Source organism: Thalassotalea agarivorans (assembly GCF_030295955.1).
Taxonomy (GTDB): domain Bacteria; phylum Pseudomonadota; class Gammaproteobacteria; order Enterobacterales; family Alteromonadaceae; genus Thalassotalea_D; species Thalassotalea_D agarivorans.
The window spans coordinates 1,977,760-1,993,568 of the sequence record NZ_AP027363.1 but is presented as its reverse complement, the minus strand read 5'-3'; the positions used below and the strand labels follow the sequence as shown (position 1 = coordinate 1,993,568).

Below are 15,809 nucleotides of genomic sequence, written 5' to 3'. Positions count from 1 at the left end.
TGCGTGAAATGGGATGATAACAGCGAGCGCCAATAAATTATTATTCAACGCAGCTAGGTTTATCCATATATCATTGTTGGTAACCACATCGATAACTGCGGTATAAAGATGACCAAAAATAATACGATAACAAGTGGTACTAAAAAGGGCAGCGTTGCTTTAGCACATTGCTCAAACGGCACATTTGATACCCTAGACAAAACATAGAGAACAAGACCTACCGGCGGCGTTAGCAAGCCAATCATTAGGTTTAAAATCATCACAATACCAAAATGTACTGGGTCGATACCTAATGAAACTGCGACAGGTAATAAGATTGGCGTCAAAATTGTGATGGCCGCTATCGTTTCCATGAAGCAACCTACGATAAACAATATAAGGGTAATCAATAATAAAATGATGACCTTATTGTTTGTTAATGTAAGCATCCATTGTGTAAAGTCCTCTGTAACCCGTTGACTGGTCAATACCCATGAAAACGCAGCCGCTGCACCAACAATTAACATAATAATTGACGTTGTTTCGATAGTATCCATGCATATTTTTGTTAGCGAGCGCCATGATATGCTGCGATAGACAATACCACCCAAAAATAAAGCGTATACGGCGGCGGCAATTGCCGCTTCGGTTGCTGTAAAAATGCCCAATAGAATGCCAAATATAATAATGACAGGTGTCATTAGTGATAAAAAGGCCGTTTTAGCTGTTTTAGCAATATTAGGTAGTGATAGGCTTGCTTCCTTAGGGTACTGCCTTTTTTTAGCATACCAGGCCACCATAATCATTAGGGCGAACGCCATGAGCAAACCTGGAATTAATCCTGCTGCAAACAATTGGCCAATAGACGCTGAGGCCATTACACCATAGATAATGAGCGGTAAACTCGGTGGTATTATTGGACCAATTGTTGAAGAAGCTGCTGTGAGCCCTACCGAAAAATCAGCGTCGTAGCCACGTTTTCTCATGGCTTTTATTTCGATAGCGCCTAAGCCACCAGCATCTGCTACAGCTGCACCAGACATACCGGCAAAGATGATAGAGGCACTGACATTGACATGTCCAAGCCCCCCTCTTAGCCAGCCAACCAATGCGTTAGCAAAGTCAAAAATTCGGTGGGTTATTCCACTAGAATTCATAATCGCACCAGCTAATACAAAAAATGGAACAGACAGCAGAGGAAAGCTATCTACACCACCAACCATCTGATGCAAAATTACAATTTCAGGTACCTGACCATCATACATTATTGCGAGTAATGAAGACCCTGCCAAAGCAAAGGCTACAGGTACTCTTAAAGCCAATAGTAAAAATAACGATAAAAATAATATGGCTACAGTCATTTTGCTGTCCTTGTTGAGTTAACCGACGTCATCAAATTAACAAGGCAACGATAAAACATGATGAGTAAAGCGATAAAAATTGCTCCATAAAGTGCACTTACTGAAACGGGTAAAGATGCCATTTGGTATATTGTTAAGCGTGGCATGATCAATGCGCATGAAATAATGAGTACGCCAATAAATAGCAAGCTAAATACTCGCGCAAATAAATGGCTAAACTGTTTAAGGCTTTGTGGAAATCTATCTGCAATGAAGTCTATTTGAATCATGGTTTTCTTACGAATAGCCATACAGCCTCCCAGAAAGGTTAAGGCAACAAGTAAGTATCGAGCGACTTCTTCTGTCCAGCCTAAAGAGCCCCCTAAGACATAACGACTAAAAAATTGCGCAAATACCGTAAGGGAAAGGACGGTAAATATAGTTAAGGCGAGCCAGTCTTCTATGCGATAGTCAGTTGCGACAAACGGTTGTTCATCTGGCGATTGGTCTTCAATGTGTGTTTGAGGCGTTGTCATGTTCTAACCTTTGAATATTGTCGTAATACGATTCGCCGATTCGGCTTGTTATTTCTGCGTGCAAGGGAAGGGTATTGCGGCGGAAGGATGCTCTGTCTACTTCATGTACCTGTATACCTTGTTGTTTAAACCAATTGACCAATGCTTGCTCTGCTTCTCGCGTGTCATTAGACGCGCCTTGAGCCGCTTGATTGAGCACTTTTTTGAAAATCACTTTATCAACAGTGGAAAGTTCTTGCCAAAGTCTTTCACTAGCAACCGTTAGAATTGAACCTAAGATATGGCCTGTTAAATTTATATGTGTGTTAACTTCATAAAACTTTTTAGCTTGGATGGTGGGTAGTGGATTTTCTTGAGCATCGACAACACCTTGCTGCAAGGCTAAATATGCTTCTGAAAAAGCAATCGGGCTTGGGTTTGCTCCATTAGCGTTAGGGAAGAGTTTGTAAACCTCAGCATTAGGCACCCTTATCTTTAGGTTTTTCATATGTGCCGGTTTAGTTACCGGAAAGTTTGAGGTTAAGTGCCGTTGACCATAATAGGTATTGCCTAGTATTTGATTTCCTAGTGAGCTTCTTTTGTATTCATTGATCATGTCTTCAAAAACTACACTGTTTTTAAATGTCTCCCAGTGCTGGTAGTCGCGAAACATATAAGGTAATTCAGAAAGTGCCAAAGGAGGGTATTTTTGAGCAACAAAACTGGTGCCTGCATACACAATATCAATGGTGCCTAAACTTAAACTTTGGTTTAATTGAATTTCCTTTCCCAAAGTAGACATAGGAAACACGTCGATTTGATATCGGCCATTGGTTTGTTTTTTTATTTCTTCCGCTGCCCACACAGCCCATTTATGTAAAGGCACACTTGTCTCATAGACGTGCGCCCAAATTAGCCGACGGGTTTCTGTTTCTTGTGCCTGCGTATCCGATACCGACAGCCCTATTAAAAAGGTTACGGTCCAGATAAAAAGCAGTGTTGAGCGACGCCACAAAGTATCCATTTTTGAGTATTCATATTGTTATTATGTTTTTAACATACAGAACCGTGTTTTATATGGCAACTGTTAATTGTTAACAAAGTGGCGTTGTGTTTGTGGTGTTGCAGTGAAGTGGTATGTTGAGCTGAATTAGACATCCTCTAAATAATCGTCTTGGTAGCTAAGTGGTAAGATGTTCAGGTTATTTGCGTTGATTTTCTGCGAATGTCTCTAAATAAGCGTTGTTATCTTGATTTTTTGTTGTGAACCAATGAGAAATATTGATCCTATTTTCACTTTTTGTAATTGCAGTTTAGCGCTATCAAGCATAGAGTAAGGATAAATTTTACATAATAAATTTAAGCGTTTAGTTATTTAAACGCTAAGCTTTATTAATAATTATAAAAATGGAAACGCGGGGAACAACATGGGTTTATCTTCATTAGACATTACCGTTTTTGTGGTATATGTCATTTCACTCATCGCTATTGCCTCTTGGGTATCGAGAGAGAAGGCAGGGCATGAAAAGAATGCTAACGACTACTTTTTAGCGGGCAATAGCTTACCTTGGTGGGCGATAGGTGCTTCGCTTATCGCGGCAAATATTTCAGCTGAACAAATTATAGGTATGTCGGGCTCGGGCTATAAAGTTGGCTTGGCCATTGCCTCTTATGAATGGATGGCAGCAATCACGCTAATGATTGTAGGTAAATATTGTTTACCAATCCTCTTAGAAAAGAAGATTTACACCATGCCACAATTTTTGGAGCAACGATTTGATCACCGTGTAAGAACGGTGATGGCGATATTCTGGTTAGGGGTTTATGTCTTTGTAAACCTTACTGCTGTTTTATGGCTAGGTGCATTGGCAATCAATACCATTACGGGTGTTGATATTACGTATGGCATGATTTTCCTTGGCCTGTTTGCGCTAGCATATTCTTTGTATGGTGGTTTAAAGGCGGTTGCGCTAACTGACATTATACAAGTTGTTCTACTTATAATGGGCGGCCTGTTTTTATCTTACATGGCGCTTGACTTGATTGGTGAAGGTAAAGGCATTGTGCATGGTTTTGCGACCTTGACTGATCAAGCGCCAGAAAAATTCGATATGATCCTAGATACTGATAATCCTTATTATATGGATTTACCAGGGCTATCTGTATTAATAGGCGGTATGTGGATTATGAACTTATCATATTGGGGTTTTAACCAATATATTATTCAGCGTACCTTAGCGGCTAAAGATTTACGTGAGGGTCAAAAAGGTATCGCGTTTGCTGCATTCTTGAAATTGTTGATGCCTATCATTGTGGTATTGCCGGGTATTGCGGTTTATATGATTGATCCTAATTTGGAAAAAGCTGACCAAGCCTATCCAACGTTAATGAATATGATGCCATCAGGCCTTAAAGGTTTGATTTTTGCTGCATTAGTGGCGGCTATCGTATCTTCATTAGCCTCGATGGCAAATAGTGTTTCTACTATTTTTACCATGGATTTATACCGCAATGAAAAGAACCCTAAGAGCGAAGAACATTACGTTAAAGTCGGCCGTATTGTCAGCTTAACTGCGCTTGTGATAGCTATGGTTGTTGCAGAGCCACTATTAGGCCAGTTTGATCAAGCCTTCCAGTATATCCAAGAATTTACTGGCTTCTTTACACCAGGTATTGTTGTACTGTTTTTCACCGGTATGTTTTGGAAGCGTACAACGGCTAATGCTGGTCTAGCAGCGGCGCTTGGTTCGGCAATATTCTCATATGGTTTAAAAGTATTTTGGCCAGAACTGCCATTTATGGATCGTGTAGGTTTAGTCTTCTTACTTTGTTTAGGTCTAGCGATAGTTATTTCTTTACTAGAGAAGAAAGGTGAGCATGAAAATGCTGTTGACCTTCAAGGTATTGATTTTACCACAGATCGTAGCTTTAACATTTCTACACTTGCGGTAACGCTTATTCTTATCGCCTTGTATTACGCTTGGTGGTAATACTCTCTCACTGAAAAAGGGGTGCTATATGCACCCTTTTTTTACATTTAAGTTCTTGCTTTTAGGCAAAGTAAAACTATACTGTATAAACGTACAGTATAGTTTTACTTTTTAGCTATGAATGCTCTATTAGCAAAATTACATAATAAGCAATGGCTGTGGCGCGGTATTAAGCAACAGCAACAATATCGGCAAGCAATAAGTACTAGTTACCCTCAACTTGACGCTAAGTTAGGTGGTGGCTTTCCAACGCAAGGCGTTATTGAATGCAAAACAGTGACAGGCATTGGCGAATTAAGGCTCATGGCCGCTTATTTGAAGGCTCAGCAAAAGAGAGGCTTGGTTGTATTTGTAAATCCACCTTCTTTGCTCAATGGCGCCTTTTTAGTGCATGCAGGCTTAGACCTTCAAAAAATATTATGTGTTGACAGCCATACTGGGGTCAATGGGTTGTGGGGAGCTGAACAAAGCTTAAAAAGTGGTTGTTGTGCTGCCGTTATTATATGGCAATCGCATTTGTCTATTCAGCAAGTGAGGCGCTTGTCTTTAGCTGCTGAGCAGGGGCACAGTGCACTGATATTATATCGCGATAATGTTAAGGCAGGCTTTTCGTTACCTGTTGCTCTGAGCTTGTCGTGTCATGCCGATATTGCCGGTATTAAGGTGGCAATAGATAAACAAAAAGGCGGGAGGCCCTGCCAACCTTTTTTAGTTGATATGTCGTCGCAATGGCCTGACTTAGTACTGCCACAGTTACCTAATAACGTTGTTGCTTTAGATGATGCCCGTATTCAACGAGTCAGTTAATGTTGTGGTTGTATCTCTCATTTCCGCAGTTGCAGTTAGATAGCTTGTATGCACGTCAGCAGTCACAAGCCATAGCGGTTGTAGATGAAGCATCGAATAAGGTTGTACAGCGTAATGCTATAGCGCAAAAAGATGGCATTAAGTTGGGCATGGGGCTGGCAAGTGCTGCAGCGTTATTACCTGAGTTACATCTTGTGCCTTATAACAAGTCGGTGGAGCAGCAACATTTAAAGGATATTGCACAAACGCTGTATCAATTTACTGCTGATATAGCGATAGACCCACCGCATGGATTGTTTCTAAAAGTAGGCAATATGTTCAAGCTTTATCAGGGCCTTACTGCATATTGGCAAATGGTTTGTGCCGCTTTAGATGACTTTGGTTATCAATACACCTACGCTACTGCGTATAGTCCATTAGCTGCAAAGCTTTTAGCTAATTACCACGGTAATATACTGTGCAGCGATAAAGCACAGCTTAAAACCTATTTGTTATCACTACCGATTGAAGCTATGGAGATTGATGATAAGCAACTTCAGCAGCTACAACGTGTTGGTATTCGACGCTACGAACAACTTGATCATATTCCGGCTAAGCAATTAGCTAAGCGATTTGAGCAAGGCTTTGTACAGTATTTACTTAAAATACAGGGAGTGTTGCCGTACCCGCTAAGTTTTTATCATCCTCCGCTAACATTTAAACAGTCCATTGAATTGCTTTACGATATTGAAGCGACATCGGTACTGCTTAAGCCTTTAGCGCGCTTAATTGCTGCTCTACAATCATTCTTGCGCATACGAGGGTTAGCATCATGTCATGTATATTGCGATTTGACGCAACGGGATGGACAAAAGCAGTCGGTACATATTCGCAGCGCGCAAGCAATAGATAGTGCAGATAAGTGGCTAGCATTAGCAACATTGCAATTTGAGCGAATGACATTGTCTGCACCAGTAACACACATAACAGTTAGGTGTGAGCAACTACAGGCATTACAACAGCAAGCTCAGGATCTATTTGAACCGGCAAGTCAGGGACTCGCGCCATTAGAACTTGTTAGTTTGTTGCAGGCTAAACTGGGACATGAACAGGTTTACAGTGTTCAGCAGGTCAATGAACATCAACCTGAGTATGAATCTCAAAAGTCAGCTCCGCTAGTGAGTTCGAGTGATATTAGCGCTGATCTAAAACCACTTCGCCCAGGATACATACTTTCGCAGGCAGTGCCATTACAAGAGAAAGTCGATATTTTGTATGGTCCGGAACGGATTTTAACCAATTGGCATAAAACGAGTGTACTGCGAGATTACTTTGTCGCACGCAACACACATGGCCAATGGTGTTGGTTATATCGTCAGCACGATGGGCAGTGGTTTATTCAAGGTTACTTTGGATAGGCTTATGTATGCAGAATTGATATGCCAAACCAATTTTTCGTTTCTACAAGGTGCTTCTCACCCGCATGAACTTGTACAGCAGGCAGAAGCCTTGGGTTATAGCGCTATCGCTATTACCGATGAATGTTCAGTAGCAGGGGTGGTACGTGCCTATAGCCATATACAAGCAGAAGCGTTAGATATAAAGCTTATTATCGGCGCGAGTTTTAAATATCAAGCGGTTAATGGCGCTACTGTGGCCTTTACATTGCTTTGCCCTAATCGACAGGCTTATGCAGAACTATGCCGTGTTATTACTAACAGTCGTCGTCGTGCAGGCAAGGGGCAGTATCAACTAGATTTATGGGATTTAAAAACCATTAAGCAATGCCTTGTATTATGGTCACCATCTGGCGACGTAGACGCTGATGATTATTGGGCTAGTTGGCTAAAAAAGCATATGAGGCAACGCTTATATATCGCGTTAAAACGTCATTTAACGGCAGGTGAACATAGCCAGGTAAGTTATTGCAGACAACTTGCAAAATCAATGAGTATTATGGCAGTGGCAACAGGTGGTGTGCTGATGCATGAAAAAAGCCGACTACCACTGCATCATACATTGACAGCAATTCGTTTAGGCAAAACAGTTGCTCAGCTAGGTAAAGAAGCATTGAGCAATGCTGAAGCGTCGCTTAGGCCCATCTCTACATTACAAAAACTCTTCCTTGAAACCGAACTTGAAGCAAGCTTAGCGATTGCTAATCAGTGTCAGTTTTGTCTGTCGTCACTGCGTTATGAATATCCTGCAGAGCTTATCCCTGAAGGAAAAACAGCGATTGGCTATCTGCGGGAACTGGTCAAAAAGGGAAAGCAGATACGATTTCCAGCGGGTGTACCTGCAGAGATTGAGTCTACCATTGAGAAAGAATTGATCTTGATTGAGCAATTACAATACGAGCACTTCTTTATTACCATTTATGATGTAGTGCAGTTTGCTAAAAAGCAAAAGATTCTCTATCAAGGTAGGGGGTCTGCTGCTAACTCAGTGGTGTGTTATTGCCTTGAAATTACAGCGGTAGATCCTCGTCAAATTTCGGTATTGTTTGAACGCTTTATATCACAAGAGCGGCAAGAACCACCGGATATTGATGTTGACTTTGAGCATCAAAGGCGAGAGGAAGTGTTTCAGTATCTTTATCAAAAATATGGTAGAGAACGTACCGCTATTGCCGCAACCGTAGTGACTTATCGCTTGAAAAGCGCAATCAGAGAAGTGGGTAAAGCACTGGGTATAAACGAAACACAGCTTGCCTTTTTTATTAAGCACATTAATCGTCGTGATAAAGATAGCCCGTGGGACCAACAAGTGATGGAGCTAGGCATCGATCCCAGTACAAAACTGGGGCAGCAGTTTGTTAGTCTGGTTGAGCAAATTAAAGGGTTCCCTCGTCATTTGTCTCAACATGTCGGCGGTTTTGTTATTTCGTCAGGGCCATTATATGAATTGGTACCGGTAGAAAATGCCGCCATGGAAGGACGTACGGTGATCCAATGGGATAAAGACGACTTAGAAACGTTAGCCTTATTGAAGGTCGATGTATTGGCGCTTGGTATGTTAACAGCGATAAGAAAGACCTTTGATTTAGTTAAGCAGCATTATGGTTTTACCTTGTCGATTGCTGATATCACCCGTATGGGGGATGACAAACAAGTTTATGCGCAAATCCAGCAAGCAGACACTGTGGGTGTTTTTCAAATCGAATCGCGGGCACAAATGAGCATGCTACCTAGATTGAAGCCAGCATGTTATTACGATTTAGTTATTCAAATTGCCATTGTGCGCCCAGGTCCTATTCAAGGGGGGATGGTACATCCTTTTTTGAAGCGTAGAGATGGCAGTGAACCTGTAACATACCCCTCTGAGGCAGTAAAAAGTGTATTGGCGAGAACCTTAGGTGTGCCTATTTTTCAGGAGCAAGTGATTAAGCTTGCTATGGTCGCTGCCGGCTTTACTGGTGGAGAAGCTGATCAACTTCGTAGAGCAATGGGAAAATGGAAACGCAACGGAGAGCTTGTACATTTTAGAGAAAAGCTTGTGACCGGCATGACAGCAAGAGGCTATGATGAAGGGTTTGCACAACAACTCTTTGAACAAATTTGTGGCTTTGGTGAATATGGTTTTCCGGAATCTCATTCAGCTAGTTTTGCTGTCTTAGCTTATGTTTCATCTTGGCTTAAGCATTATTTCCCGCAAGCATTTTATACCGCGTTACTGAATAGCTTACCTATGGGGTTTTATTCTCCTTCTCAACTTATTCAAGATGCTCAGCGCCATCAAATTCAAGTATTGCCTGTCTGTGTTAATCATTCGCGTTGGCATCATCAGTTGGTATATCAACAAGGGCAGTTTTGTCTTCGTTTAGGCTTTTGTTTGGTGAAAGGATTTAGTGAGCAACAAAGTGAGCTACTGGAGCAAAAAAGAGGAAAGGAAGGTTTTACACGTTTAGCTCAGATCAAAGCATTAGGCTTGAAGCGCAATGAATTACAAGCGCTGGCGAGTGCTAATTGTTTTCAAGCATTATCTGGCGATCGTTTTAATACGCGTTGGCAATTGATGGACAAAGAAGATGAACTTCCCCTTTTTTCACAACAAGCAATGTCGCAAGAAACCATCGACATCGCCCCTAATACTCATGATAACTTGATAGAAGATTATGCCAGTTTGGGCTTAAGCTTAGATCATCATCCTATTGGTTTGTTAAAGTCAGCAGGGCTGCTAACAGACACTACAAGTGCGCAGGATTTAGCTTCTATTCGTCATCAATCCGTAGTTAAGGTTGCTGGAGTGGTCACTGGTAGACAAAGCCCAGGCACAGCATCAGGCGTTACTTTCATGACGCTTGAAGATGAAACTGGTAATATGAATGTTGTTGTGTGGGTAGCAACAGCTCGAGCGCAAAAGCAGTCTTTTCTATCGGCCAAAGTGTTAAAGGTCACAGGTGTGCTGGAACGTGAAAAGCAAGTTGTACATGTTATTGCCGGTCGTTTAGAAGATATCACAGAGCAATTAGGTGAAATACAAAGTTCTTCTCGAGATTTTCATTAAGGTAAATGGTTATGTCACTGTATAAAAGCCAACGTCAACGACGACAAGAAAAGCGAAACCGACCTTACAATGTCAGTAAGCGCGGCGTAAGGGACGATTACATAGACAAACAAATTTTGGTTATTCATCAAGCTATGGTTGAAAAGCTTATTGCGCAACCAGCACTTGTTGCTGATGTAATTAAGCAAGTTGAAGCTCGAAAAGAAACGGGAAAGTTAAACTACAGTGGTTATTTAACGTGGATAAGTTTGCTTGAAAACATAGAAAATCACGATTGGTTTCGAAAAGGCGTACTTGAAGATAGCCCGCGCATGAAAAGGCTACGTCGTAAAACACCTTTGGTTAATATTTTAACCGAACAAGAGCGGCAACAGGCGCTCACACAAGGAGCAATCGGTGAAATCGATGATCCTGACATATTGTTTTTGTAAATCCCTCACATCTCTTGCTAAATCCTTGATATAATTAACGCTATTACTTTATTGGGTTGAACTGACCTAATCACCATAAATGATGGGGTATTCATGCGATTTTTATCACGCCGTCTAGTTATGCCTAACGATCTAAACTATGCATATGCACTGTTTGGTGGTAGAGCATTAGAATGGATAGATGAAGAAGCGGCAATTTATGCAATTTGCCAGTTAGAAACAAATTGCCTTGTAACTAAACATATTGGTGCGATAAGTTTTGAATCGCCAGCGGTACAGGGTGATGTTGTAGAGTTTGGTTTGAAAACGAAAAGCGTCGGTCGTACGTCGATTACGGTGACTTGTTTGATGCGTAACAAAGCAACGAAGAAAACGATCTGCCTAGCAGACGATATTGTCTTTGTAAAAGTAGACCCAGACAGCAAGCTACCAGTACCACATGGTAAAACCCTCGATGGGCTTGAATCCCAAACAAAAGAAGAAATAAAACGCCTTAATATGGATCCAAGGCTCGACGGATAATCACGACAGGAATAATTATGACAATTTTACTTACCAATAGCGGCGACATACCGTTACATGTTATTGAGCAAAAAGCGTTTGCCACTTGGTTAAGCGAACAAGAAGAACATGTTCAAAATTGGTTACTTCACACCAACTTTTCATCTGGTGTTACTACGATTCCTGGTGAGTCAGGTCGTATCGCTTTAGCGCTATGCGTCGCAAATAACATTGATCAATTTTTCGCTACAGGTGATCTAGTTAATAAACTACCACCGAATAGTTATCAACTGATGACACACGAAGGCGCGGAACTGGCGACGGCATTTTCTTGGTTAGCTGGCAGTTATCGCTTTTCTCGTTACTTAGAACAATCAAACACGTTTCCTACGTTAGCGCTAGAGAATCAGGCAGTTATCGATACCGCAACACAACTATTTGATGCAACGGCTATGGTGCGCGATCTAGTGAATACGCCTGCAGGCGATATGATGCCAGAGCATTTGTCGGAAACGATGCAAGCACTAGCAGCTAAGTTTTCTGGCGATTTCTCTGAAATCGTTGGCGATGAATTATTAACTGAAAACTATCCAACTATTCATGCGGTAGGCCGCGCGAGTGTTCATGCACCTCGATTATTAGATTTAACTTGGGGCGATGAAAATGCGCCCAAAGTCACATTAGTGGGCAAAGGCGTTTGTTTTGATAGTGGCGGTCTAGATTTGAAACCTGCTGCAGGTATGAGACAAATGAAAAAAGACATGGGGGGAAGTGCCCATGTTATTGGTCTTGCACAACTCATTATGTCAGCCAATTTGCCAGTGCGTTTGAGGGTGCTAGTACCTGCTGTTGAAAACGCAGTTGCAGGAAATGCATTTAGACCAGGTGATGTGATTAAAACACGCCAAGGTTTAACGGTTGAAATCGACAATACAGATGCCGAAGGCAGACTAGTTATGTGTGATGCGCTTACTGAAGCCGAAACCCAGTCACCTGATCTGCTTATTGATTTTGCCACATTAACTGGCGCAATGCGGGTGGCACTTGGTACTGAGTTACCAGGCTTTTTCTCAACTAGCAAAAACATTGCTAATGAGCTTATTGAAGCTGGCGACGCGGTTGATGATCCTGTTTGGCAAATGCCACTGTTCCAGTCGTATAACGACTTGCTAAAAAGTGATATTGCCGATCTTTCTAACTGTGCCGTTGGTCCATTTGGCGGCGCGATAACGGCGGCGCTTTACCTACAACATTTTGTCGGTGCGAGCACTAATTGGCTCCACTTCGACATAATGGCATTTAACAACCGAGCGTTGCCGGGCAAGCCAAAAGGCGGTGAAGCCTTTGGTATACGTGCTGTATTTGAATATTTGCAACGCCGCTATAGCGCTTAAAAGGAAAGACTATGCTTGAACAATGGATTGATGCTGCCAATGGTGTACTTTGGGGTAGTATTCTAATTTACTTATTAGTCGGTTGCGGTGTTTGGTTTACCTTCCGATTAGGGCTTATCCAAGTACGCCACTTTACTCACATGTTCACCTTACTTAAAGGCAGTAGGCATGCAGATGAGCAGGGCATTTCTCCTTTTCAAGCATTAAGTACTTCACTTGCAGCGCGAGTTGGTACGGGTAATTTAATGGGGGTGGCTGTAGCCATTACATTGGGTGGCCCAGGCGCGATATTTTGGATGTGGTTAATCGCCTTTATTGGTATGGCGACTGCCTACGCTGAAAGCACTTTAGGCCAGGTATACAAAGAAAAAGATCACAAAGGCAATTTTCGTGGCGGCCCAGCCTATTACATGAGTAAAGGCCTTAAAAATCGATATATGGCTATCCTGTTCTCACTGTGTTTATTCTTTGGTTACGGCTTTGTGTTTAGCGCGGTACAAGCATATTCCATCACTGATGCATTCAATGGCAGCTTTGGTATTGAGCCCTTAGTAACCGGCGCAGTTATCACCTTCTTTAGCGCAATTATTGTGTTTGGCGGTTTAAAATCCATCGCTCGTTTTGCTGAGTTGACGGTACCTGTAATGGGTATTGCCTACATTTTAGTGGCACTCGTTGTTGTGCTATTGAACTTAGAGCATATTCCTGCAGCATTGATGAACATTATTGCTCATGCTTTTGGCTGGCAAGAGGCTGCTGGTGGCACAGTAGGTGCCGCCATGATAAATGGTATAAAACGTGGTTTGTATTCTAATGAAGCAGGGCAAGGTAGTGCACCAAATGTTGCTGCCGCTGCCGTTCCTTATCCGAATCATCCAGCGTCGCAAGGGTATATCCAAATGTCAGCTGTGTTCTTTGATACGATTTTGATATGTACTGGCACAGCGCTTATTATCTTACTAGCAGCGCCAGCGAACATCGAAGCAGAAGGTATTCAATTTACGCAACAAGCGTTGGCTTATCATGTCGGCGATTGGGGCAGCTATTTTATTACATTTGCCATATTGCTGTTTGCGTTTACATCGATTGTCGGCAACTTTGCATATGCCGAAAACAACCTTAAATACTTAGGTTTAGATACGAGAGCCGGGCATTGGTTTTTACGTATCGTCTTTTTAGCAATGTTGCTTTATGGCTCGAGTTCAACGCTTGGCGAAATGATTTCGCTAGCAGACTTCGCAATTGCATTAATGACGATTGTCAATGTTATCGCACTGTTCATGTTGTCAAAGGTTGTGGTGAACGTGACCAAAGATTATCAAGCGCAGAAACAGCAGGGTAAGTTGCCAGAATATCAGGTGACTGAAGAAACAGAGAAAAAATTAAACTTAACGAAAGGTATTTGGCGTTAATTTATGAGCGTAGACGCTATCGGTCTATCGCCTACCGTATTAAAGGCGATTAAAGAGGTTGGTTATAAAAACCTAACACCGATTCAACAACAAGCGATACCCGTGATCCGATCGGGTAACGACGTATTAGCGAGCGCGCAAACAGGAACAGGTAAAACTGCCGCATTTGCTTTGCCAGTTATCGAGCAGTTGTTGAAAGGGAAACATGAAGGTAGCGAGCCTGTACTTAAAGCGCTTATATTGGCGCCAACACGAGAGCTTGCCATTCAAGTTGAAAAGAATATAGCCACTTATAGTCATTATACTAATCTAAAAACGGCCGTAGTCTATGGCGGTGGTAAAATGGCGAGTCAAACAAACAAACTGAAGGCGGGTGTCGATATCTTAGTCGCCACGCCTGGACGATTATTAGAGCACTTGTCACTGCGCACAATTAATGTAAGTCAAGTGAAGTATGTAGTGCTAGATGAAGCCGATCGCATGTTAGATATGGGCTTTCAAACCGATATTGAACGCGTATTTAATGCAATCACCCATAAGCATCAAACGCTTTTATTTTCAGCCACGTTTTCAGACAAGGTAAAGAGTATTGCAAAGCAGTTTCTTACTCACCCTAAAGTGATACAAACGGCTAAGCAAAACACAACATCAGGTAAAGTGAAGCAATCCGTTTATTGGGTGTCCGAAGAACGCAAACGAGAACTGTTGTCTGAACTAATCGGGGTAAACAACTGGCAGCAGGTGCTGGTGTTCGCGGGTACAAAAGAGAGTGCCAACATACTTGCCAAGGAGCTAAAGCTCGATGGTATCAAAGCTGCGCTTGTACATGGCGATCGCTCTCAAGGGGCTAGAAACAAAGCGCTCGAACAGTTTGTTGCTGGCCAAGTCAGAGTGCTTGTTGCTACAGACGTTGCTGCAAGAGGCTTAGATATTGAAGATTTACCTTATGTGGTCAATTTTCATTTGCCGTTTTTAGCCGAAGATTATGTCCATCGCGTCGGCCGTACCGGTCGTGCAGGCAAAACAGGTACTGCAATTTCTTTGGTTAGCCCAAAAGATGAAAAGTTTTTAGGCAATATCGAGCAGCTTGTTGGCAGACGATTTGAGCGTATCGTTGTACCAGGTTACGAAATGGATAGACCTGTGCCTGAGCACGTTACACAGGCGAATAGCAAAGCTGATAAACCTAATCGATACAAGGCGACTCAAGCTAAAAATCAAGCGATAGCTAAAAAACGAAATAGCAAAACAAACACTCGTAAGGGTCACAAAAAACCAGCAATCGCGAGTAAAAAACGTAAACGATGACTGCCGTTTTTGCAGAGGTGCCGTTTCAGTATCGGCACCATTGTTGGTTTTGCAACGAGCCTAGTGGCAACAGCTATACCTTTCCCAACGACAAACAATTAGTACTGCAATGTGTTCATCCACAGGTGACAGTGCCTTGTTGCGATGAATGCAAACCGTTTGCGCAAGGCGCAAAGGGAGACAATCTTTGGCATATTACCTATGCCGTGAAAAATAAACTCCACAAAAAGTATCGTAAGCATTTAGCTATTGGACTAAATTGGACAAAAGAAGAATTAGAGCAAAGCGAGTTTGACGGCGGCAATTTTGAAGGATTTAAACGTAGCGCCTGGTTTATGTTCGAAGTAGCGTTAGCTCGAGTTAACTTTCAACAATACCCATTGATAATCGAAGGTATTGAGTACAAGCCAACACACAAATCACACTTCATCTTTGACGGGGTTACTTATCCGTCTATCGATGTTGCCATATCGCATTACAGTAAGAATTTTGATCTTGACCAAGCGTTGCTACGAAAAGCATTGTTTATTTTGGGTGATCAATCTTTTTCTCGCGCGGTAAGCTTTTGTCGTCTCATGGTGGGGGCAACACCGCAAGAAAAACAGGCGGGATTAAAATCCTTATTCTAAAGTTTTTCTGCCATTGAA

General features: G+C 42.1%; 13 protein-coding genes. 10 read left to right on the top strand and 3 right to left on the bottom strand.

Features of this window, described 5'->3' with window-relative positions:
* Positions 1-59 precede the first annotated feature (59 nt).
* Genes QUD85_RS09270 through QUD85_RS09260 form a run of 3 tightly spaced genes read right to left on the bottom strand, consistent with a single transcriptional unit; the run spans position 60 to position 2,858 of the window.
* A complete protein-coding gene (locus QUD85_RS09270) occupies positions 60-1,340 on the bottom strand; it encodes a TRAP transporter large permease (protein WP_093331196.1) in 1,281 nt (426 codons plus the stop codon).
* The gene (locus tag QUD85_RS09265) at positions 1,337-1,855 is read right to left on the bottom strand and encodes a TRAP transporter small permease (protein WP_093331193.1); all 519 of its coding nucleotides are present in this window, start codon (positions 1,853-1,855) and stop codon (positions 1,337-1,339) included. Before QUD85_RS09265 ends, QUD85_RS09270 begins: the two co-directional genes overlap by 4 nt.
* A complete protein-coding gene (locus QUD85_RS09260; RefSeq protein ID WP_093331190.1) occupies positions 1,830-2,858 on the bottom strand; it encodes a sialic acid TRAP transporter substrate-binding protein SiaP in 1,029 nt (342 codons plus the stop codon). Before QUD85_RS09260 ends, QUD85_RS09265 begins: the two co-directional genes overlap by 26 nt.
* A gap of 403 nt (positions 2,859-3,261) precedes the next feature.
* Here QUD85_RS09260 and QUD85_RS09255 point away from each other — a divergent pair, with 403 nt between their 5' ends.
* The 10 genes from QUD85_RS09255 to QUD85_RS09210 all read left to right on the top strand — a co-directional run bounded on the left by QUD85_RS09255 (position 3,262) and on the right by QUD85_RS09210 (position 15,791).
* The gene (locus tag QUD85_RS09255) at positions 3,262-4,824 is read left to right on the top strand and encodes a sodium/sugar symporter (RefSeq protein ID WP_093331186.1); all 1,563 of its coding nucleotides are present in this window, start codon (positions 3,262-3,264) and stop codon (positions 4,822-4,824) included.
* Between the two features lie 117 nt (positions 4,825-4,941).
* Complete coding sequence (imuA, locus tag QUD85_RS09250) at positions 4,942-5,631, top strand: translesion DNA synthesis-associated protein ImuA (RefSeq protein WP_093331183.1); 690 nt, start codon at positions 4,942-4,944, stop codon at positions 5,629-5,631.
* On the top strand, positions 5,631-7,028 hold the full coding sequence (locus tag QUD85_RS09245) for a Y-family DNA polymerase (RefSeq protein ID WP_093331181.1): 1,398 nt from the start codon (positions 5,631-5,633) through the stop codon (positions 7,026-7,028). Before imuA ends, QUD85_RS09245 begins: the two co-directional genes overlap by 1 nt.
* Positions 6,994-10,116, top strand: a complete 3,123-nt coding sequence (locus QUD85_RS09240) for an error-prone DNA polymerase (RefSeq protein WP_093331178.1) — start codon at positions 6,994-6,996, stop codon at positions 10,114-10,116. The genes QUD85_RS09245 and QUD85_RS09240 overlap by 35 nt, the downstream gene beginning before the upstream one ends.
* A gap of 11 nt (positions 10,117-10,127) precedes the next feature.
* On the top strand, positions 10,128-10,547 hold the full coding sequence (locus tag QUD85_RS09235) for a hypothetical protein (RefSeq protein WP_177168920.1): 420 nt from the start codon (positions 10,128-10,130) through the stop codon (positions 10,545-10,547).
* Between the two features lie 93 nt (positions 10,548-10,640).
* Entirely contained in the window at positions 10,641-11,069 is a 429-nt protein-coding gene (locus QUD85_RS09230) for an acyl-CoA thioesterase (protein ID WP_093331174.1), read from the top strand.
* 14 nt (positions 11,070-11,083) lie between these two features.
* Positions 11,084-12,442 (top strand): leucyl aminopeptidase family protein, encoded by a 1,359-nt coding sequence (locus QUD85_RS09225; protein WP_407705095.1) that lies wholly within the window; start codon positions 11,084-11,086, stop codon positions 12,440-12,442.
* 11 nt (positions 12,443-12,453) lie between these two features.
* Positions 12,454-13,854, top strand: coding sequence for an alanine/glycine:cation symporter family protein (locus QUD85_RS09220; protein ID WP_093331167.1), 1,401 nt, complete (start codon positions 12,454-12,456; stop codon positions 13,852-13,854).
* 3 nt (positions 13,855-13,857) lie between these two features.
* Positions 13,858-15,162, top strand: a complete 1,305-nt coding sequence (locus tag QUD85_RS09215; RefSeq protein WP_093331163.1) for a DEAD/DEAH box helicase — start codon at positions 13,858-13,860, stop codon at positions 15,160-15,162.
* A complete protein-coding gene (locus QUD85_RS09210) occupies positions 15,159-15,791 on the top strand; it encodes a hypothetical protein (protein WP_093331159.1) in 633 nt (210 codons plus the stop codon). The genes QUD85_RS09215 and QUD85_RS09210 overlap by 4 nt, the downstream gene beginning before the upstream one ends.
* Positions 15,792-15,809: the final 18 nt, after the last annotated feature.

Excerpts from the sequence above, each read along its gene's own strand:
- QUD85_RS09245 (WP_093331181.1), top strand. The coding sequence starts at position 5,631 with ATGTTGTGGTTGTATCTCTCATTTCCGCAGTTGCAGTTAGATAGCTTG.
- imuA (WP_093331183.1), top strand. The coding sequence starts at position 4,942 with ATGAATGCTCTATTAGCAAAATTACATAATAAGCAATGGCTGTGGCGC.
- QUD85_RS09235 (WP_177168920.1), top strand. The coding sequence starts at position 10,128 with ATGTCACTGTATAAAAGCCAACGTCAACGACGACAAGAAAAGCGAAAC.
- QUD85_RS09230 (WP_093331174.1), top strand. The coding sequence starts at position 10,641 with ATGCGATTTTTATCACGCCGTCTAGTTATGCCTAACGATCTAAACTAT.
- QUD85_RS09240 (WP_093331178.1), top strand. The coding sequence starts at position 6,994 with ATGGGCAGTGGTTTATTCAAGGTTACTTTGGATAGGCTTATGTATGCA.
- QUD85_RS09265 (WP_093331193.1), bottom strand. The coding sequence starts at position 1,855 with ATGACAACGCCTCAAACACACATTGAAGACCAATCGCCAGATGAACAA.
- QUD85_RS09215 (WP_093331163.1), top strand. The coding sequence starts at position 13,858 with ATGAGCGTAGACGCTATCGGTCTATCGCCTACCGTATTAAAGGCGATT.
- QUD85_RS09255 (WP_093331186.1), top strand. The coding sequence starts at position 3,262 with ATGGGTTTATCTTCATTAGACATTACCGTTTTTGTGGTATATGTCATT.
- QUD85_RS09220 (WP_093331167.1), top strand. The coding sequence starts at position 12,454 with ATGCTTGAACAATGGATTGATGCTGCCAATGGTGTACTTTGGGGTAGT.
- QUD85_RS09270 (WP_093331196.1), bottom strand. The coding sequence starts at position 1,340 with ATGACTGTAGCCATATTATTTTTATCGTTATTTTTACTATTGGCTTTA.
- QUD85_RS09210 (WP_093331159.1), top strand. The coding sequence starts at position 15,159 with ATGACTGCCGTTTTTGCAGAGGTGCCGTTTCAGTATCGGCACCATTGT.
- QUD85_RS09260 (WP_093331190.1), bottom strand. The coding sequence starts at position 2,858 with ATGGATACTTTGTGGCGTCGCTCAACACTGCTTTTTATCTGGACCGTA.